The sequence below is a fragment of the Variovorax sp. GW823-FHT02B07 genome (assembly GCF_058797695.1).
On the sequence record NZ_JBXAJX010000001.1, the window covers coordinates 1,216,083 to 1,233,309 of the forward strand.

A 17,227-nucleotide genomic window follows, 5' to 3' on the forward strand; every position below is an offset into this window, starting at 1 on the left:
CTTTTTTTTGAACCCCGAAGCCTACCGATTGGAAGGTAGTTTTTCTCCAAGGAGTGTTCCCATGAAAGCCGTGATTTCCGCCTATGCCCGTTCCCCGTTCCACTTCGCGAAGAAGGGCGCACTGGCCGAAGTGCGCCCCGACACGCTCGCCGCCGGCGTGGTGCAGGGCCTGCTGCAGCGCACCGACCTCGACCCGGCGTTGCTCGAAGACATCATCCTGGGCTGCGCCTACCCCGAGGCGTCGCAGGGCAACAACCTGGCGCGCATCGTCGGCCTGCTGGCCGGGCTGCCGCACGAGGTGGGCGGCATGACGGTGAACCGCTTCTGCGGCTCGTCGATGCAGGCCGTGCACATCGCCGCCGCGCAGATCGAGGCGGGCATGGGCGACGCTTTCCTGTGCGTGGGCGTGGAGTCGATGACGATGGTGCCGCAGGGCGGCTTCAACTTCTCGCCCAGCCCCGAGTTGTTGGCCAGCACCGATGCCTACATCTCGATGGGCGAGACCGCCGAGAACGTCGCGCAGCGCTGGAACGTGAGCCGCGCCGACCAGGAAGCGCTGGCCGTCGAATCGCATCGCAAGGCGGCCGAGGCGCGTGCGCAGGGCCGGCTGGCCGGCGAGATCGTGCCAGTGCGCCTGGCCTCCGGCGAGGTGGTCGATGCCGACGGCTGCATCCGCCCTTCGACCTCGGCCGAGGCGCTGGCCAACCTCAAGCCCGCGTTCCGACCCGACGGCGTGGTCACGGCCGGCACCTCGTCGCCGCTGACCGACGGTGCGGCCGTGGTGCTGGTCACCAGCGACGCCTTCGCCGCCAAGCACGGCCTGAAGCCGCTGGCGCGCATCCGTTCGTTCGCGACCGTGGGCGTCGACCCGGCCGTCATGGGCATCGGACCGATTCCCGCCACGCGCAAGGCGCTCGCACGTGCGGGCCTGAGCGTGGCCGACCTCGACGTGGTCGAGATCAACGAGGCCTTCTCGTCGCAGGCGCTGGCCTGCATCCGCGACCTCGGGCTCGACCCGGCCACCGTCAACCTCGACGGCGGCGGCCTGGCCATCGGCCACCCGCTGGGCGCGACCGGTGCGCGCATCACGGGCAAGGCGGCGGCGCTGCTGGCGCGCGAGAACGGCCGCTATGCGCTGGCCACGCAATGCATCGGCGGCGGGCAGGGCATCGCCACCATCCTCGAGCGCATCTGATCGCCCGAGAATGACGGGCAACGCAACAAGGAGACTCCCATGGACAAGCTGTATCTCGAAGACCTGAAGGTCGGCGACCGTTTCCAGAGCGGCGAACACCTGCTCGACGCGGCGCAGATCAAGGCCTTCGCGCAGCAGTTCGACCCGCAGCCCTTCCACACCGACGAAGAGGCCGCCAAGAACACCTTCTTCGGCGGGCTGGCCGCGAGCGGCTGGCACACGGCGGCGCTCACGATGAAGCTGCTGGTCGACAGCGGCATCCCGCTGGCCGACGGCATCATCGGTTCGGGCGGCGAGCTGCAGTGGCCCAAGCCCACGCGGCCCGGCGACGTGCTGCACGTGGTGAGCGAGGTGGTCGACATCACGCCCTCGCGCTCCAAGCCCGGCCGCGCGATGGTCTCGATGCGCTGCCAGACGCGCAACCAGCGCGGCGAGGTGCTTCAGTACTTCACGCCGAAGCTGGTGGTGCACAGCCGCACCGCGACGTCCTGAATTTCAGACGACGCGCAGGCCCAGTTCCTCGACCAGCGCGGCGGCCTGGCGGTGGGAGATGGTCGCGCCCTTGAACGGCGCGGCGTTGGCCAGCCGCAGGCCGCCCAGGTCCACGTCGCGCAGGTCGGCGCCCTCGAAGCGCGCGAGCTTCAGGTGCGCGTTACGCAGGCTGCCGCCTTCGAAGATGGTCTCGCGGAAATCGCAGCCCGACAGGTCGGCCTCCGACAGGTCGAGCTGCGCGAGCGTCTGCTTGCGAAACGACAGGCCGCGCAGGCGCGCGTCGACCAGCAGCGAATCCTTGAACACGACGCCCAGCGCCGACACCTCGCCGAAGTGCGCGCCGGTGAGCTTCACGCCCGTGAAGAGCGCCGAGGCCAGCTTGGTGCGCGCCCATTGCGTGTTGTTCAGGTCGCAGTCCTGGAAGCGCGCGTTCGTGAGGTCGGCGAGGCCGAAGTCGGCCTGGCGCGCGCGGCAGCCGACCCAGCGCGTGTCCGCCAGCTGCGCACGGTCGAACGAGGTTTCGGCGAAGCTGCACAGTGTGAACTGCGCGCCGCGCAGATCGAGGCGCGACAGGTCGGCCTCGTCGAAATGGCAGCGTTCGAAATGCGGCGGCGTGTCGCGGCCTTGCAGGCAGGCCTGCAGCTCGGCGCGTGACCAGGTCTGGTCGGAAATCACTTCGGTCATTCGGGGCGGGAGTCGGTCAGCGCGCGCAGCTCTGCGGGGCTGAAGCCCGCCCGGCCGCGTGCTTCGAGGTTGAAAGGCGGCTTGTGGCGCGGCGCGTCGTAGCGCGCGACCAGGGCCGGGTAGTTGGCTTCGGCGTCGAGCCCGGCGCGTTCGCACAGCCAGCGGTACCAGTGGTTGCCGATGGCCACGTGGCCCACTTCGTCGCGCAGGATGATGTCGAGGATCTCGACCGCACGCAGCGCATCGGGCGTGTTCACGCGTTTCAGCTTTGACTGGATCAGCGGCGTGGCGTCGAGCCCGCGCGCCTCGAGCGTGCGCGGCACCAGCGCCATGCGCGCGAGCACGTCGTCCTTGGTCTTCTCGCACATGTTCCACAGGCCGTCGTGGCCCGGAAAGTCGCCGTAGCGCCAGCCCATGCCCTGCAGGTGCGTGTGCAGCATCGTGAAGTGCTGCGCCTCCTCGTCGGCCACGCGCAGCCAGTCGCGGTAGTAGGCCTCGGGCATGCCGTCGTAGCGCCACACGGCGTCCAGCGCGAGGTTGATGGCGTTGAACTCGATGTGGCAGATCGAATGGATCAGCGCGGCGCGGCCTTCCGGCGTGAAGGGCGAACGCTTTTGCACGGCGGTGGCGGCCACGCGCAGCGGGCGCTCGGGGCGGCCGGGCACACCGTCGTCGTCGCCGGGCGTGCGCAGGGGCTCGAGTGCTATGGAAATGGTAGCTGCCTGTGCAGCCGTGGCGCGCGTGGCGGCCACCTTGTCGTCGGGGTCTGTCAGGCGCAGTGCGGCCAGCGCGCTCAATCGGGGGTGCATCCCTACAATTCTAGTTTTGCCCCTCCGGAGACAACCACGATGGCGATTTACGAATTGGATGGCATTGCACCGCGCCTTGGCGAAGGCGCATGGGTCGCGGACAGCGCCCAGGTCATGGGCAATGTCGAACTGGCCGAGAACGCGAGCGTCTGGTTCGGCGCCGTGCTGCGCGGCGACACCGAGGTGCTGACCATCGGGCGCAACAGCAACATCCAGGACCTGTCGGTGCTGCACGCCGACATCGGCTGCCCGCTGACCATCGGCGACAACGTGACGGTGGGGCACCAGGTGATGCTGCACGGCTGCACCATCGGCGACAACTCGCTGATCGGCATCCAGGCGGTGGTCTTGAATAACGCGAAGATCGGCCGCAATTCGATCGTTGGCGCCGGCAGCGTCGTGACCGAGGGCAAGGAGTTTCCCGACAACTCCCTCATCATCGGCTCGCCCGCCAAGGTGGTGCGCACGCTCGACGATGCGGCCGCCGCCAAGCTGCGCCAGAGTGCGGAGCACTATGTAGAAAACGCCCATCGCTTCGCGAAGGGCCTGAAAAAAATCGCCTGACCCGCGCAGGCACACAGAGAAAGATTCCGTTTTGAGCGAGCTGCACAAATTCCTGTTCGATGGCCTGCCGGTGCGCGGCATGATCGTGCGCCTGACGGATGCGTGGCAGGAGATCCTTGCGCGGCGCGCCTCCAACACCGCCACCGGCGCCTATCCGCCGCCCGTGGCCGAACTGCTCGGCGAGATGACGGCCGCGGCCACGCTGATGCAGGCCAACATCAAGTTCAACGGCGCGCTGATCCTGCAGATCTTCGGCGACGGCCCCGTGAAGGTGGCGGTGGCCGAGGCCAAGCCCGACCTGAGCCTGCGCGCCACCGCCAAGGTCATCGGCGACCTGCCGGCCGACGCGCACCTGCCCGACATGGTCAACGTGAACAACAAGGGCCGCTGCGCCATCACGCTCGACCCGAAAGACAAGCTGCCCGGCACCACGCCGTACCAGGGCGTCGTGCCGCTGTTCGGCGACGACGGCCAGAAGCTGGGCAAGCTCAGCGACGTGCTGCAGCACTACATGCTGCAAAGCGAACAGCTCGACACCACGCTGGTGCTCGCCGCCGACGACAAGGTGGCGGCCGGCCTGCTGATCCAGCGCCTGCCCATCAAGGGCGAGGGCAACCTCGAAGGCTCCTCGCAGCAGGTGCACGACGAGGCGCACCAGGACCAGATCGGCCGCAACGAGGAATACAACCGCATCTCGATCCTGGCGTCGAGCCTCACGCGCGACGAGCTGCTCACGCTCGACGTCGAGACCATCCTGCGCCGCCTGTTCTGGGAAGAGAAGCTGCTGCGCTTCGAGCCGCAGGCCGGCCTGCTGGGCCCGCACTTCGCGTGCACCTGCGGCCGCGAGCGCGTGGCGCAGATGATCCGCGGGCTCGGCGTGGAAGAGGCCGAGGAAATCCTGGCCGAGCGCGGCGACATCGAGGTCGGCTGCGACTTCTGCGGCAAGCAGTACCGCTTCGACGCGGTCGACACCGCGCAGCTGTTCAAGCCGCTGGGCGACCAGCTGCCGGGCAGCCCGGTCGTCCAGTAGGCGCGACGCGGTTCAAGCGGGCTGCGGCGGTTGCCGCAGCACCTTGACCATCGCGGCCAGGCGCTCGTTGCCCAGGCCCGCGCGCATCGCGCGCTCGAACTGCCCCATCAGGAAATCCGGAAAGCCCGCGTCGAGCTGCGCCTCGCGTGCCTGCTTCACGAAGAGCCGGCCCGAGCCCGCGCAGGTGGCCATCGAGCTCTCGGGCTCGCCGTACTGGCCGGCGTGGATGGCCTCACCCTCGGCCTGGATCATTTCGCCGAGCACCGGCGAAATCGCGCCGATCATCTGCGCGAACCCGTCCACCGGCAGCCCTTCGGCTTCGCAGATGCGCACGCCGTGGAAAAAGCCGCTCATCGCGCCGAACATGCACGAGAGCGTGGCCAGGTCCCAGGCGGCCGCGTTGCCGATCGGCTCGCCCATGTGCTGGATGTTGCCGGCGATGGCTTCGAGCAGCGGCCGGCAGGCGGCGAGGGCGCGTGCCTCGCCGGAGATGAAGAGCGGCGTGTCGGGCCGGCCGATCTGGCCCGGCGTGGCGAGCAGGGCGCCGTCGAGGTACGCCACGCCGCTGAGCGCGGCCCAGTCGTCGCGCGCGTCCTGCGGCGTGCCGGTGCTCAGCTGCACCAGCACCTTGCCGCGCAGCGCGTCGTGAACGCCGGGCGCGGCGAGGATGGCACGCGACGCCGGGTAGTCGGCCACGCAGACCAGCACGACGGGGCTCGCCTGCACGGCGGCCAGAGCTGTCGGTGCGAGCACCGTGCCCTGGTTCAGGAGGGGCGTCGCGCGCTCGGCGGTGCGGTTCCACACCGTCAGCGTGAACTTCGATGCTCGAAGGGCGCGCGCGAGGGCGATGCCCATGGGGCCGAGGCCGATGAGGGAGACGTCGGTCATGTGAGGTCCTTGGTGAGAGATCGGATCAAGCGGCAGCCGGCGTCAGGCCCTGGCCCAGCCCGCCGTCGACGGTGAGGCGCGCGCCGGTCGTGAAGGTCGCCTCGAAGGCGAAGAAGAGCACCGCGCGCGCCACTTCGGCCGAGGTGCCGTGGCGCCGCATCGGCGTGATCTGGTCGCCCAGGCGCATGAACTCGGCGCGCTCCTCGGCGCTCGCATCGGTCACGCCGAGCGTGGGCGTGTCGATGAAGCCGGGGCTCACCACGTTCACGCGGATGCCGCGCGTCACCAGCTCCGCCGCGAAGCCCGAGGCCATCGAGCGCAGCGCGGCCTTGGTGGCGCTGTACACGCTCATGCCATGCATGCCGCCTTCGTCCGCGATGGACGAGGTGAAGACGATCGCACTCCCCGCCGGCATCAGCGGCGCCAGGCGCTGCACGGTGAAGAACGGACCCTTGGTGTTGACGGCGAAGGCGCGGTCGTAGCCGGCCTCGGTCACCTGTTCGAAGGGCTCGAGCGACGAGATGCCCGCGTTGATGTGCAGCAGGTCGATGCGGCCGAAGCGCTCGCGCACCGTGGCGGCCAGTGCATCGATGTCGGTCAGCGAGGCCGTGTCGGACGCGAGCACATGGGCGCGCGCGCCGAAGGGGCTGAGCACGCGGCGCGCGGCCTCCAGGTTCTGCGGGTTGCGTCCGGTCACGAGCACGTCGGCGCCGCCGTCGAGCAGCGCCTGCGCGGTGGCCAGGCCCATGCCGAGGGTGCCGCCGGTGATGACGGCTTTCTTGCCTGCGTAGGGAGTGTGGGGTGTGGTGTTCATGGCGGTCGATGATCCGGATCGCGCGGCTCGCGGTCGCGCACGTTCAGCCGTGGGGGAGCACAAACGGTCGACGGCAAGCACGCCGCCCGCGGCCCATAATGTTTCGATGAGCGATACCGATCTGGACACCGATCTGCACGGGCACGGTGGTGCGGCGTCCGAGGTGGCGCTGTCGGCCGACAGCTTCGTCGCGCCGCCCGCCACCGACAGCCTGCGCGTCGACGTGCGCCGGACCCCCGGCGGCGTGGTCGGCTACGAGGCGCTGCCCGACCACCGCCTCAAGCTGCACGCGGGCGCGCCGGTGGCGGGCGCCTGCCAGTTCCATCGCTTTCTCTACACGCGCGGCGACCTCGACATCCTGCCGGCCGGCAGCACCGACGTCTGGCATGAAGAGTCGCCGAGCACCTCGGTCGTGGTGCGCATGGCGCCCGCGCTGCTGGTGCGCACGGCCGACGAGATGGGCCTGCCGGCCGAGCGCGCGGTGCTCGGCGAACGCCATCAGTTTCGCGACCCGCAGATCGAGCACATCGCCTGGGCGCTCGACGCCGAGCGGCGCGCGGGCTTTCCCAACGGCCGGCTCTACACCGACAGCCTGGGCACCGCGCTCGCGGTGCAACTGATCGCTGCGGGCCCGCAGGTGGCGCCGTCACCCGTACAGGGGCTGACGCGGTTGCAGCTGAAACGCGTCACGGAGTTCATCGAGGCGCACCTAGACGGCGACCTGTCGCTGGCCGCGCTGGCCGAGGTCGCGGGCCTGAGCGCCTCGCACCTGAAGACGCAGTTCAAGCGCTCCACCGGCCAGGCGGTGCATGCCTACGTGGTGCACCGCCGCGTCGACCGCGCGCGCAGCCTGCTGCTGAACAGCGAGATGCCCGCGAGCCTCGTGGCGCTCGAGAGCGGCTTCTCGCACCAGAGCCACATGGCGCGCTGCATGCGCCGCGTGCTGGGCCTCACGCCCGGCGAGGTGCGGCGCGCGGCCTGAGCTCAGCGCGCTTCGTCGTCGAAGCCGCCGAATGCGATGTCGGGCGCGCTCGTGTTGTGCTTGGAGGGCAGGCTGCGGCCGAAGCGCACCTGCGTGGCGTTCAGCGTCTTCACTTCGGGCAGCGGCAACGCCTGCTCGGCCGCCTTCGGCGAGGCCTGCCAGCGCACCTCGCTCATGTCGGCGTTGTCGGGCGCCACGTACATCGAGCGCAGCACCGCGAAGGGCTGCTTCGCACTCGATGTGGGTTGGGAGAGCGTCACGTCGAGTGCAGTGCGGGTGCGGCTGATCTCGGTCACGCGCGCCACGGCGCTGCCGCCGTCGGCGAAGCGCAGGTGGATGGCCAGCGGTTTCGGCACGACGCGGATCGACGCGATGTCCACCACCGGTCGCCCGGCCTGCACGACCGGGCCGAGCAGGAACGACGAGCCGTACACGCCGTCGCCGAAGCGCGCCTCAGGCAGCGGCTTGAGGCGCCAGTAGCCGTCGGACGGGTAGAGCACGATGGCCTCGAGCGCCTTGCCGTTTTCCTTCTTGAACACCTGCAGCAGATGAAAGCCGCGGTCGCGGCGCGCGCCGACCTGCACCGGCACGCGCGCCGGACGCCAGAAGGTCGGCAGCGTCATGCCGACGATGCGCCACTGCGCGTTGTCGAGCAGCACGACGGTGCGCTTCTTGAAACGGTGCGCCGGGTCGGTGGGGTGGGCGCCGCCGTCGAAGTTGCAGCCCGAGAAATCGGGCGCGGTGACGTCGTTGCCGATGCTGCCGAGGTAGCTGGGCTGCAGCGCTTCGATGCGCATGTGGCGGATACCGTCGCCGCGCAGCACCATCGACACGTTGTCTTCCTCGGCGCAGGCCGTGGGAGTGGTGGCGTTCTCGACGGTGGCCGCCACGGGCGCTGCAGAAGCAGCGCCGGCGGTCAGCAGTAGGGCGAGGAAAGCGGCGGCGGGAGCGCGCGGGGCAAGGCGCGCAGCAATCGAAACGGGCATCGGGTCTCCGGTGAAGGGGAGAGGGCGCGCGAGCACCTGCGAACCGAAAGGCTCAGGACGGGTCGCGGCGCGCCATCAGGTCGCTGAAGAGCTTATGTTCGCATTCCGGGTCGGAACACTTCTCGCAAGGCCATGTCCACGAGGCGGGCTTCGCATCGCGGCGGGTGCGCGTGCGGGCACGGCCTTCGTTGCCGGCGATGGTGTTGATCGCATTCCATGCGTTCGCCAGCCGTTCGCCGCCGCTGCCGTGCACCACGGCGTACGAGAGCCCCGCGCGCGAGAGCGCGGCGCGCACGAGCGTGTCGGTCGGCTGGCGCGCATGCGGGCCGTCGCGCATGTCGTCGGCCACCCAGGGCAGGTCGAGCGCGGTGAGCAGCGTGATGGCATAGCGCCGCTGCGCAGCAAGGGCGCTGTCGTAGAGCGAGGTGTCGGCGAACAACTGCTCGCTGTAGACCGCCGTCATGAGCGCCGTGGTGTCGGCCACCACCACGCCCGTGGTGGCAGCCGCGTCGATGCGGCGCCTCTGTTCGTCGGCGATGGCCTGTTGCTCGTCGGGGCGCGGTGTGCGGCCTTCGCGCTCGCACCATTCGCGCAGGTACTCGCCCACCAGCGTGACGGGCGTGCCGCGGTCCTGCAGGCGCTGTGCGATGGCGCGCGAGAGCTCGGTCTTGCCCGTGCTCTCGGCACCCACGAGCGCGATGACGCAGCCGGTCGGCAGGTTCGGCGTCATGCCGGCACCGCCTTCGTCGTGGCCTTCGGCAGGCGTCGCTGCCATGCCAGGAAGCCGGCCACGCTGAGCATGGCGAACACCGCGTACAGCGCTGTCGTGAGCCACAGGCCCTTGTGGATGAACAGGCCCACGCTGACCACGTTCACGGCCAGCCAGATGAGCCAGTTCTCGATGAACTTGCGTCCGAGCAGGAACTGCCCGACCAGGCTCAGGCCGGTGACGAAGCCGTCCCACCAGGGCACGTCGGTGTTGGTGAAGCGACGCAGGAAGAGGGCGACCACGGGCCACGCAATGGCGCAGGCCAGGAGGGCGTACGCGGTACCGCGCGGCGACAGCCGGCTGACCCGCAAGGCGCTGCCGTCGGCGCGAAAGCCGCGCAGCCATTGCGCCCAGCCCCACAGGGCGACGAAGGCAAAGAAGACTTGAAGGGAGGCGTCGCCGTAGATGCGTGCGTTGGCGAACACCACCACGTAGAGCAGCGAGCTGACGATCGCCAGCGGCCAGCCCCAGTGGATCTCGCGCATGTTGCAGCCGACCATCGCGAGCGCGAGCACGGCGGCGACGAGTTCGAGCCAGGTGACGGGAGAACCCCACAGCGCAAAGGCGGAGGCCGAGAGAAGCTCTGGCATCGAGAAGCGGCGAAAGAAAGGATCAGTGCGCGATCTGCACGAAGACTTCGTTCGGTTTGACCATGCCGAGTTCCGCGCGCGCGCGTTCCTCGACCATCTCGAGGCCGTCTTTCAGGTCATTGACTTCGGACGCCAGCCGCTCGTTGTTGAGGGCGGCCTTGGCGTTGGCGTCCTTCTGGTCGGCCAGCTGGGTCCTCAGCTGGGCGACCTCGCGCACGCTGCCGCGCCCGTTCCACAGCTGCCACTGCAGGATGACCAGCAGCAGCACCAGGATGAGAGGAGGGACGAAGCGCGCGCGCATGCAGGCTGCGAGGCGCTACTTGAGGTTGTAGAACGCGCCGCGGCCCGGGTAGACGGCGATGTCGCCGAGGTCTTCTTCGATGCGCAGCAGCTGGTTGTACTTGGCGATGCGGTCCGAACGCGACAGCGAGCCGGTCTTGATCTGGCCGGCATTGGTGCCCACGGCGATGTCGGCGATGGTGCTGTCTTCGGTTTCGCCCGAACGGTGCGAGATGACGGCCGTGTAGCCTGCGCGCTTGGCCATCTCGATGGCGGCGAAGGTCTCGGTCAGCGTGCCGATCTGGTTGATCTTGATCAGGATCGAGTTGGCGATGCCCTTGTCGATGCCCTCTTGCAGGATCTTGGTGTTGGTGACGAACAGGTCGTCGCCCACCAGCTGCACACGCTTGCCCAGGCGTTCGGTCAGGTGCTTCCAGCCGTCCCAGTCGCCTTCGTGCATGCCGTCTTCGATGCTGATGATCGGGTACTTGTCGACCCAGGTCGCGAGCATGTCGGTCCAGCTTTCGGCCGTGAGCGACAGGTTTTCGCCGGACAGCACGTACTTGCCGTCCTTGTAGAACTCGCTGGCCGCGCAATCCAGGCCCAGGGCGATCTGCTCGCCGGCGGTGTAGCCGGCCTTGTCGATGGCTTCCAGGATCAGCTGGATGGCTGCTTCGTGGCTCTCGACGCTGGGAGCGAAGCCGCCTTCGTCGCCCACGGCGGTGCTGATGCCGCGGTCGCCCAGGATCTTCTTCAGGGCGTGGAACACTTCGGCGCCGTAGCGCACGGCCTCGCGGAAGCTCTTGGCGCCCACGGGGATGATCATGAACTCTTGCAGGTCCAGGCTGTTGTTGGCGTGCGCGCCGCCGTTGATGACGTTCATCATCGGCACCGGCAGCTGCATGCCGCCCATGCCGCCGAAGTAGCGGTACAGGGGCAGGCCCGACTCTTCGGCCGCGGCGCGGGCCACGGCCATCGAGACGGCGAGGGTGGCGTTGGCGCCCAGGCGGGCCTTGTTGTCGGTGCCGTCCAGGTCGATCATCGTGCGATCCAGGAAGGCCTGTTCGCTGGCGTCCAGGCCCAGCACGGCTTCCGAGATCTCGGTGTTGATGTTCTCGACGGCCTTCAGCACGCCCTTGCCGAGGTAGCGGCTCTTGTCGCCGTCGCGCAGCTCGATGGCCTCGCGCGAACCGGTCGAAGCGCCCGAGGGCACGGCCGCGCGGCCCATGGTGCCCGACTCGAGCAGCACGTCGCACTCGACGGTGGGGTTGCCTCGGCTGTCGAGAATTTCGCGGCCGACGATGTCAACGATTGCACTCATCTCTATCTCTTTCTCTGGGTCTCTTGGTGGAGTGGACTGGCAAAAAACGGAATCAAAGGCCTTCGACCGCGATCATGTTCATGATGGCGGCGCCGGCACGCGCTTCACGCGCCTTCAGGTATTCGGGCGTCTCGTAGAAGGCCTTGGCCTTTTCGAAGCTGGGGAATTTGAGCACGACGACGCGGGTGGGCTTCCAGTCGCCTTCGAGCGGCTGCACCTGGCCGCCGCGCACGCAGACTTCGGCGCCGTGCGCCTGCATCGCGACGCTCGACCACTTCTTGTATTCCTCGTACTGCGTCGGGTTGGTGACTTCGACGTGGGCAATGACGTAACCGCTGCTCATGCTTGAAAACTGTCCTCGAGGAAAGCGTTTTTCTTGGTGACCCGGTCGAGCGCGACGAGCGTCTCGAGCAGGGCCTTCATGTGCTTGAGCGGCACGGCGTTGGGGCCGTCGCTCAGGGCTTTGTTCGGATCGGGGTGCGTCTCCATGAAGAGACCGGCCACGCCCACGGCCACGGCCGCGCGCGAGAGCACGGGCACCATTTCGCGCTGGCCGCCCGAGCTGGTGCCCTGGCCGCCGGGCAGCTGCACCGAGTGGGTGGCGTCGAACACGACCGGCGCCTTCGTCTCGCGCATGATCGCCAGTGAGCGCATGTCCGACACGAGGTTGTTGTAGCCGAAGCTGGCGCCGCGTTCGCAGGCCATGAAGCTGTCTTCGTCCAGGCCGGCTTCTTTTGCAGCAGCGCGGGCCTTGTCGATCACGTTCTTCATGTCGTGCGGTGCGAGGAACTGGCCCTTCTTGATGTTCACCGGCTTGCCCGACTGCGCCGCGGCGTGGATGAAGTCGGTCTGGCGGCACAGGAAGGCGGGTGTCTGCAGCACGTCGACCACCTTGGCGGCCTCGGTGATGTCTTCATGGGTGTGCACGTCGGTCAGCACGGGCAGGCCGAGTTCGCGCTTCACCTTGGCCAGGATCTCCAAGCCCTTGTCGCGGCCCGGGCCGCGAAAGCTCGTGCCCGAGGAGCGGTTGGCCTTGTCGAAGCTGCTCTTGAAGATGAACGGGATGCCCAGCGACGCGGTGATTTCCTTCAACGTGCCGGCCGTCTCCATCTGCAGCTGCTCGGATTCGACCACGCAGGGGCCGGCGATCAGGAAGAAAGGCTGGTCCAGCCCGATGTCGAATCCGCAAAGCTTCATGCCACTGCCTTGAGCGTCTTGTTGGTGCTGCCCGCGCCCTTGTCCTTGTGGTCGAGCGCCGCCTTGATGAAGGCGTTGAACAACGGATGGCCGCCCCACGGCGTTGACTTGAACTCGGGGTGGAACTGCACGCCCATGAACCACGGGTGCACGTTCTGCGGCAGCTCGACGATTTCGGTCAGGTGTTCGCGCTGCGTGAGCGCCGAGATCACGAGGCCGGCGTTGCGCAGCTCGTCCAGGTAGTTGACGTTGGCTTCGTAGCGGTGGCGATGGCGCTCGGTGACCACGTCGCCGTAGATGCTGTGCGCCAGCGTGCCCGGCGAGACGTCGGAGCTTTGCGCGCCCAGGCGCATGGTGCCGCCGAGGTCGGACTTCTCGTCGCGCGTCTTCACGGTGCCGTCGCGGTCCTTCCACTCGGTGATCAGCGCGATCACGGGGGTGGGCGTTTCCGGGTCGAACTCGGTGCTGTTGGCGTTCTTCAGGCCGGCCACGTGGCGGGCGTACTCGATGGTGGCGACCTGCATGCCCAGGCAGATGCCCAGGTAGGGCACCTTCGATTCGCGGGCGAAGCGGGCGGCCGAGATCTTGCCTTCGACGCCGCGCTGGCCGAAGCCGCCGGGCACCAGGATGGCGTCGTACTTGGCCAGGCGCGACACGTCTTGCGCCGTGATCGTCTCGGAGTCGATGTAGTCGATCTTCACGCGCGCATGGTTCTTCATGCCGGCGTGACGCAGCGCTTCGTTGAGCGACTTGTAGCTGTCCGACAGGTCGACGTACTTGCCGACCATGGCGATCGACACTTCCTGTTGCGGATGCTCGACCTCGTACACCAGCTCGTCCCAGCGCGTGAGCTTGGCCGGCGGGGTGTTGATGCGCAGCTTGTCGCAGATCAGGCCATCGAGGCCCTGTTCGTGCAGCATGCGGGGCACCTTGTAGATGGTGTCCACGTCCCACATGGAGATCACGCCCCATTCGGGCACGTTCGAGAACAGCGAGATCTTGGCGCGCTCGTCGTCGGGGATCGGGCGGTCGGCGCGGCACAGCAGGGCGTCGGCCTGAATGCCGATGGCGCGCAGTTCCTTGGCGGTGTGCTGCGTGGGCTTGGTCTTGAGCTCGCCGGCGGCGGCGATCCAGGGCACGTAGCTCAGGTGCACGAAGGCCGAGTTGTTCGGGCCCATGCGCAGGCTCATCTGGCGCACGGCTTCCAGGAAGGGCAGCGACTCGATGTCGCCGACGGTGCCGCCGATTTCGACGATGGCCACGTCCACTTCATGCGCCGTGCCGATGCCGGCGCCGCGCTTGATGTATTCCTGGATCTCGTTGGTGATGTGCGGAATGACCTGGACGGTCTTGCCGAGGTAGTCGCCGCGGCGTTCCTTCTCGAGCACGGTCTTGTAGATCTGACCGGTCGTGAAGTTGTTGGCCTTGCGCATCCGCGTGTTGATGAAGCGCTCGTAGTGGCCGAGGTCGAGGTCGGTCTCGGCGCCGTCATCGGTGACGAACACTTCACCATGCTGGAACGGTGACATCGTGCCGGGGTCGACATTGATGTACGGATCGAGCTTGATGAGGGTGACTTGGAGGCCGCGCGATTCGAGGATCGCGGCGAGCGAGGCGGAGGCGATTCCCTTGCCAAGGGAAGATACGACACCACCGGTGACGAAGACAAATTTGGTCATGCCAGTTCCGGACGCGTGAATCCGGGCAGTGGGAAATTGCGATTATAGGTGTCCCCTTTGTGCCTCCACGGCCGAAGGCCATCCGGTTCCTGATCTTGTCGGTATGTGAGCAACAATATGTCCCATGCAAGATCTCGCCGGCAAACACATCGTCCTCGGACTCACAGGGGGCATCGCCTGCTACAAATCGGCCGAGCTGTGCCGCCTGCTCGTGAAGGCGGGCGCCACCGTCCAGGTCGTGATGACCGAGGCGGCCGAGCAGTTCATGACGCCGGTCACCATGCAGGCGCTCTCGGGGCGCACCGTCTACACCTCGCAGTGGGACGCCCGCGAGCCCAACAACATGCCGCACATCAACCTGAGCCGCGAGGCCGATGCGATCGTGCTGGCGCCCTGCAGCGCCGACTTCATCGCGCGGCTGGTGCAGGGCCGCGCCGACGAGCTGCTGAGCCTGCTGTGCCTGGCGCGTCCGACCGACCGCGTGCCGCTGTTGATCGCCCCGGCCATGAACCGCGAGATGTGGGCCCATCCGGCCACGCAGCGCAATTTGATGCAGGTGTCGGCCGACGGCGCGACCGTGCTGGGCGTGGGCAGCGGCTGGCAGGCCTGCGGCGAAACCGGCGACGGGCGCATGCTCGAACCGGCGCAGCTGCTCGAGGACATCACGGCCTTCTTCCAGCCCAAGCTGCTGGCGGGGCAGAAGGTGCTGGTCACGGCCGGCCCGACCTTCGAGGCGCTGGACCCGATTCGCGGCATCACCAACCATTCGTCCGGCAAGATGGGTTTCGCCATCGCCCGCGCGGCGCGCGAGGCCGGCGCCGAGGTCACGCTGGTGGCCGGCCCGGTGCACCTGCCGACCCCACGCGGCGTGAGCCGCATCGACGTGCTGTCGGCGCAGGAGATGCTCGAAGCCACCACCCGCGCTGCGCAGGCAGCTAGCATTTTTGTAGCAACGGCCGCCGTGGCCGACTGGCGCCCGGCGACGCACAGCGACCAGAAGATCAAGAAAGACGGCAGCGGCCAGACGCCGGTGCTGCACTTCGTCGAGAACCCCGACATCCTGCTCACGGTGGCAAAAAGCGAACGCGCCCAGGCCAGGAAGCTGTTCTGCGTGGGCTTCGCCGCCGAGAGCGAGAACCTCGCCGAGCACGCCAAGGCCAAGCGCGAGCGCAAGGGCATTCCGCTGCTGGTGGGCAACATCGGCCCGCTGACCTTCGGGCAGGACGACAACGCGCTGCTGCTGGTGGACGCGAAGGGCGTGCGTGAACTGCCCCGTGCGCCCAAGCTTCGGCTGGCGCGTGAACTGATGACGGAGATTGCCGCGCGACTTCCGGATTGGAGGGCCTGATGAACACCGAATCGAACACACCGCCGAATGGCGACTTCGCCCGTTACGTGGAGCAGTTGTCGGCGCGGGCCGGCCAGTCTGCCCGCGTTCCGGGCAAGGAATCCGAGCACGGGCTGGACGTCGGCATGACGCCTTCGCCCGGTGCGCAGGGCACCGTGGCCACGCGGCGTGAATCGCCGGGTGGCGAGGCCGCGAAGGCAGACGGCACCAAGGCCATCCCCCTGGGCACGCTCAAGGTGCTGGCCGGCATGGGGGCGCTGGTGTTCCTGGTGCTGTGGGCCATCGGCGTGCCGCTCTCCGTGCTCGTCCTGGGCGCCGCCGCGGCGGCCTGGTTCGGCAAGCGTTTTCTCAAGGGGCTCAACCTGAGGCCCGGGGTCGCCAAGTGGCAGCAGGTGCTCGAAGAGGCCGCCCGCAGGCAAAAAGAACAGCAACAGAAGTAAACAAGGCAGCAAGTCAGTGAACGTAGACGTCCGAATCCTCGATCCGCGCATGGTGGATCAATTGCCCGCGTATGCCACCCCCGGAAGCGCCGGCCTCGACCTGCGGGCCTGCCTCGACGCCCCGGTCACGCTCGAACCCAATGCCTGGCAACTGGTGGGCACCGGCATCGCGATCCACCTGGCCGATCCGGCCTATGCGGCGCTGATCCTGCCGCGCTCGGGCCTGGGCCACAAGCACGGCATCGTGCTGGGCAACCTCGTCGGCCTGATCGACAGCGACTACCAGGGCGAGCTGAAGGTCAGCGCCTGGAACCGCAGCAACACGCCCTTCGTGCTGCAGCCGATGGAGCGGCTCGCGCAGCTGGTGATCGTGCCGGTGGTGCAGGCGCAGTTTCGCGTGGTCGCCGAGTTCGAGGCCTCGCAACGCGGCGAGGGCGGCTACGGCTCGACGGGCAAGCACTGAGCCTTTGCCCCAGCAAAGCTGAAGGGCACCTGAGTATCCAAGGCGTAAAGAACGGAACCGCCGGCGCGTGGTTCGTCTCGAAGGTTTCAGCGTGTGTCTTTCGTCATCGCGGCTTCGGCTGAGGCGTTAGACACAGGCAGGCATGCAGCCCGTCCGGGCGCGTGCTGTTTTCTTCGAGGAGCCTCTTTCATGAACATCTCAATGCGCTTCATTTCCGTCACGGCGTCCGTGCTCGCACTGGCCACGCTCACGGCCTGTGTCGCGCCGGCCCCGGTCTACCAGGCCTCGCGCTACCCCTACCAGGCCCCGCCGCGGGCGATCCAGTACCAGGAAGCCGCCTACGTCGAGTACGGCCACGTGGCCAACATCGAGGTACTGCGCAGCGAAACCGCAGGCGTCGGCACCACGGGTGGCGGTGCCATCGCGGGCGGTCTCATCGGCGGCGTGGTGGGCAACCAGTTCGGACGCGGCAACGGCCGTGCCGCAGCCACTGCGCTCGGCCTCGTGGGCGGCGCCTTGCTGGGCAACACCATCGAGGCCCAGCAGAACGGCCCGCGTGCCTACGAAAGCTACCGCGTCTCGGTGCAGACCGACCGGGGCGGCTACCGTGCCTTCGACGTGCAAAACCCGGGCGACCTGCGCATCGGCGACCGCGTGCGCATCGACAACGGGCACATCTCGCGCATGTAAGCGGTCG

The 17,227-nt window shown here is 68.2% G+C and carries 21 protein-coding genes; 9 read left to right on the forward strand and 12 right to left on the reverse strand.

Going from position 1 to position 17,227, the window contains the following annotated elements:
* The first annotated feature begins 61 nt into the window (after positions 1–61).
* Positions 62–1,195, forward strand: a complete 1,134-nt coding sequence (locus AC1RGU_RS05725) for a thiolase family protein (protein WP_492695298.1) — start codon at positions 62–64, stop codon at positions 1,193–1,195.
* 39 nt (positions 1,196–1,234) lie between these two features.
* Positions 1,235–1,687, forward strand: a complete 453-nt coding sequence (locus tag AC1RGU_RS05730; RefSeq protein WP_062474638.1) for a MaoC family dehydratase — start codon at positions 1,235–1,237, stop codon at positions 1,685–1,687.
* 3 nt (positions 1,688–1,690) lie between these two features.
* Here the strand turns inward: AC1RGU_RS05730 and AC1RGU_RS05735 are convergent, their stop codons facing one another.
* The gene (locus AC1RGU_RS05735; protein ID WP_492695300.1) at positions 1,691–2,371 is read right to left on the reverse strand and encodes a pentapeptide repeat-containing protein; all 681 of its coding nucleotides are present in this window, start codon (positions 2,369–2,371) and stop codon (positions 1,691–1,693) included.
* Positions 2,368–3,180, reverse strand: a complete 813-nt coding sequence (locus AC1RGU_RS05740) for a ferritin-like domain-containing protein (RefSeq protein WP_492695302.1) — start codon at positions 3,178–3,180, stop codon at positions 2,368–2,370. The genes AC1RGU_RS05735 and AC1RGU_RS05740 overlap by 4 nt, the downstream gene beginning before the upstream one ends.
* A gap of 39 nt (positions 3,181–3,219) precedes the next feature.
* On the opposite strand from AC1RGU_RS05740, the gene AC1RGU_RS05745 reads away from it, so the two are divergent.
* Together AC1RGU_RS05745 and hslO are read left to right on the forward strand one after the other, a co-directional pair.
* Positions 3,220–3,744, forward strand: a complete 525-nt coding sequence (locus AC1RGU_RS05745) for a gamma carbonic anhydrase family protein (RefSeq protein ID WP_070059531.1) — start codon at positions 3,220–3,222, stop codon at positions 3,742–3,744.
* Between the two features lie 31 nt (positions 3,745–3,775).
* Positions 3,776–4,774 (forward strand): Hsp33 family molecular chaperone HslO, encoded by a 999-nt coding sequence (gene hslO, locus AC1RGU_RS05750; protein WP_492695305.1) that lies wholly within the window; start codon positions 3,776–3,778, stop codon positions 4,772–4,774.
* Between the two features lie 12 nt (positions 4,775–4,786).
* On the opposite strand, the gene AC1RGU_RS05755 is transcribed toward hslO, so the two are convergent.
* Positions 4,787–5,662, reverse strand: a complete 876-nt coding sequence (locus AC1RGU_RS05755) for an NAD(P)-dependent oxidoreductase (protein ID WP_492695307.1) — start codon at positions 5,660–5,662, stop codon at positions 4,787–4,789.
* 25 nt (positions 5,663–5,687) lie between these two features.
* Positions 5,688–6,476 carry an SDR family oxidoreductase gene (locus tag AC1RGU_RS05760; protein ID WP_492695309.1) on the reverse strand — a complete coding sequence of 263 codons (789 nt, stop codon included), beginning with the start codon at positions 6,474–6,476 and terminating at the stop codon, positions 5,688–5,690.
* A 106-nt stretch (positions 6,477–6,582) separates the two neighbouring features.
* On the opposite strand from AC1RGU_RS05760, the gene AC1RGU_RS05765 reads away from it, so the two are divergent.
* Positions 6,583–7,458, forward strand: a complete 876-nt coding sequence (locus tag AC1RGU_RS05765) for an AraC family transcriptional regulator (RefSeq protein ID WP_492695311.1) — start codon at positions 6,583–6,585, stop codon at positions 7,456–7,458.
* Between the two features lie 2 nt (positions 7,459–7,460).
* On the opposite strand, the gene AC1RGU_RS05770 is transcribed toward AC1RGU_RS05765, so the two are convergent.
* From AC1RGU_RS05770 to pyrG, 8 genes are read right to left on the reverse strand one after another with little or no spacing between them, the layout of a single operon-like run.
* On the reverse strand, positions 7,461–8,444 hold the full coding sequence (locus AC1RGU_RS05770; protein WP_492695313.1) for a hypothetical protein: 984 nt from the start codon (positions 8,442–8,444) through the stop codon (positions 7,461–7,463).
* A gap of 52 nt (positions 8,445–8,496) precedes the next feature.
* Positions 8,497–9,174 (reverse strand): AAA family ATPase, encoded by a 678-nt coding sequence (locus AC1RGU_RS05775; protein ID WP_492696446.1) that lies wholly within the window; start codon positions 9,172–9,174, stop codon positions 8,497–8,499.
* The gene (gene pnuC, locus AC1RGU_RS05780) at positions 9,171–9,803 is read right to left on the reverse strand and encodes a nicotinamide riboside transporter PnuC (protein WP_492695315.1); all 633 of its coding nucleotides are present in this window, start codon (positions 9,801–9,803) and stop codon (positions 9,171–9,173) included. The genes AC1RGU_RS05775 and pnuC overlap by 4 nt, the downstream gene beginning before the upstream one ends.
* A gap of 22 nt (positions 9,804–9,825) precedes the next feature.
* On the reverse strand, positions 9,826–10,104 hold the full coding sequence (ftsB, locus tag AC1RGU_RS05785; protein ID WP_070059525.1) for a cell division protein FtsB: 279 nt from the start codon (positions 10,102–10,104) through the stop codon (positions 9,826–9,828).
* A gap of 15 nt (positions 10,105–10,119) precedes the next feature.
* Entirely contained in the window at positions 10,120–11,403 is a 1,284-nt protein-coding gene (gene eno / locus AC1RGU_RS05790) for a phosphopyruvate hydratase (RefSeq protein ID WP_062474653.1), read from the reverse strand.
* 52 nt (positions 11,404–11,455) lie between these two features.
* Entirely contained in the window at positions 11,456–11,746 is a 291-nt protein-coding gene (locus AC1RGU_RS05795) for a DUF1330 domain-containing protein (RefSeq protein ID WP_062474654.1), read from the reverse strand.
* Complete coding sequence (gene kdsA / locus AC1RGU_RS05800; RefSeq protein WP_492695317.1) at positions 11,743–12,600, reverse strand: 3-deoxy-8-phosphooctulonate synthase; 858 nt, start codon at positions 12,598–12,600, stop codon at positions 11,743–11,745. Before kdsA ends, AC1RGU_RS05795 begins: the two co-directional genes overlap by 4 nt.
* A complete protein-coding gene (gene pyrG / locus AC1RGU_RS05805; protein WP_062474658.1) occupies positions 12,597–14,279 on the reverse strand; it encodes a CTP synthase in 1,683 nt (560 codons plus the stop codon). Before pyrG ends, kdsA begins: the two co-directional genes overlap by 4 nt.
* Before the next feature lie 124 nt (positions 14,280–14,403).
* On the opposite strand from pyrG, the gene coaBC reads away from it, so the two are divergent.
* The 4 genes from coaBC (at position 14,404) to AC1RGU_RS05825 (ending at position 17,220) form a co-directional block, all read left to right on the forward strand.
* Positions 14,404–15,627 (forward strand): bifunctional phosphopantothenoylcysteine decarboxylase/phosphopantothenate--cysteine ligase CoaBC, encoded by a 1,224-nt coding sequence (gene coaBC, locus AC1RGU_RS05810; protein ID WP_492695319.1) that lies wholly within the window; start codon positions 14,404–14,406, stop codon positions 15,625–15,627.
* Entirely contained in the window at positions 15,627–16,067 is a 441-nt protein-coding gene (locus AC1RGU_RS05815; RefSeq protein ID WP_492695321.1) for a hypothetical protein, read from the forward strand. The genes coaBC and AC1RGU_RS05815 overlap by 1 nt, the downstream gene beginning before the upstream one ends.
* Before the next feature lie 16 nt (positions 16,068–16,083).
* Complete coding sequence (gene dut / locus AC1RGU_RS05820; RefSeq protein ID WP_070059522.1) at positions 16,084–16,530, forward strand: dUTP diphosphatase; 447 nt, start codon at positions 16,084–16,086, stop codon at positions 16,528–16,530.
* Between the two features lie 189 nt (positions 16,531–16,719).
* Positions 16,720–17,220, forward strand: a complete 501-nt coding sequence (locus AC1RGU_RS05825; RefSeq protein WP_492695323.1) for a glycine zipper 2TM domain-containing protein — start codon at positions 16,720–16,722, stop codon at positions 17,218–17,220.
* Positions 17,221–17,227 lie beyond the last annotated feature (7 nt).

What these genes read in the sequence shown, in the direction of transcription:
- AC1RGU_RS05725 (WP_492695298.1), top strand. Translation starts at nt 62, where the DNA reads ATGAAAGCCGTGATTTCCGCCTATGCCCGTTCCCCGTTCCACTTCGCG.
- AC1RGU_RS05730 (WP_062474638.1), top strand. Translation starts at nt 1,235, where the DNA reads ATGGACAAGCTGTATCTCGAAGACCTGAAGGTCGGCGACCGTTTCCAG.
- AC1RGU_RS05735 (WP_492695300.1), bottom strand. Translation starts at nt 2,371, where the DNA reads ATGACCGAAGTGATTTCCGACCAGACCTGGTCACGCGCCGAGCTGCAG.
- AC1RGU_RS05740 (WP_492695302.1), bottom strand. Translation starts at nt 3,180, where the DNA reads ATGCACCCCCGATTGAGCGCGCTGGCCGCACTGCGCCTGACAGACCCC.
- AC1RGU_RS05745 (WP_070059531.1), top strand. Translation starts at nt 3,220, where the DNA reads ATGGCGATTTACGAATTGGATGGCATTGCACCGCGCCTTGGCGAAGGC.
- AC1RGU_RS05755 (WP_492695307.1), bottom strand. Translation starts at nt 5,662, where the DNA reads ATGACCGACGTCTCCCTCATCGGCCTCGGCCCCATGGGCATCGCCCTC.
- AC1RGU_RS05760 (WP_492695309.1), bottom strand. Translation starts at nt 6,476, where the DNA reads ATGAACACCACACCCCACACTCCCTACGCAGGCAAGAAAGCCGTCATC.
- AC1RGU_RS05765 (WP_492695311.1), top strand. Translation starts at nt 6,583, where the DNA reads ATGAGCGATACCGATCTGGACACCGATCTGCACGGGCACGGTGGTGCG.
- AC1RGU_RS05770 (WP_492695313.1), bottom strand. Translation starts at nt 8,444, where the DNA reads ATGCCCGTTTCGATTGCTGCGCGCCTTGCCCCGCGCGCTCCCGCCGCC.
- AC1RGU_RS05775 (WP_492696446.1), bottom strand. Translation starts at nt 9,174, where the DNA reads ATGACGCCGAACCTGCCGACCGGCTGCGTCATCGCGCTCGTGGGTGCC.
- pnuC (WP_492695315.1), bottom strand. Translation starts at nt 9,803, where the DNA reads ATGCCAGAGCTTCTCTCGGCCTCCGCCTTTGCGCTGTGGGGTTCTCCC.
- ftsB (WP_070059525.1), bottom strand. Translation starts at nt 10,104, where the DNA reads ATGCGCGCGCGCTTCGTCCCTCCTCTCATCCTGGTGCTGCTGCTGGTC.
- eno (WP_062474653.1), bottom strand. Translation starts at nt 11,403, where the DNA reads ATGAGTGCAATCGTTGACATCGTCGGCCGCGAAATTCTCGACAGCCGA.
- AC1RGU_RS05795 (WP_062474654.1), bottom strand. Translation starts at nt 11,746, where the DNA reads ATGAGCAGCGGTTACGTCATTGCCCACGTCGAAGTCACCAACCCGACG.
- kdsA (WP_492695317.1), bottom strand. Translation starts at nt 12,600, where the DNA reads ATGAAGCTTTGCGGATTCGACATCGGGCTGGACCAGCCTTTCTTCCTG.
- pyrG (WP_062474658.1), bottom strand. Translation starts at nt 14,279, where the DNA reads ATGACCAAATTTGTCTTCGTCACCGGTGGTGTCGTATCTTCCCTTGGC.
- coaBC (WP_492695319.1), top strand. Translation starts at nt 14,404, where the DNA reads ATGCAAGATCTCGCCGGCAAACACATCGTCCTCGGACTCACAGGGGGC.
- AC1RGU_RS05815 (WP_492695321.1), top strand. Translation starts at nt 15,627, where the DNA reads ATGAACACCGAATCGAACACACCGCCGAATGGCGACTTCGCCCGTTAC.
- AC1RGU_RS05825 (WP_492695323.1), top strand. Translation starts at nt 16,720, where the DNA reads ATGAACATCTCAATGCGCTTCATTTCCGTCACGGCGTCCGTGCTCGCA.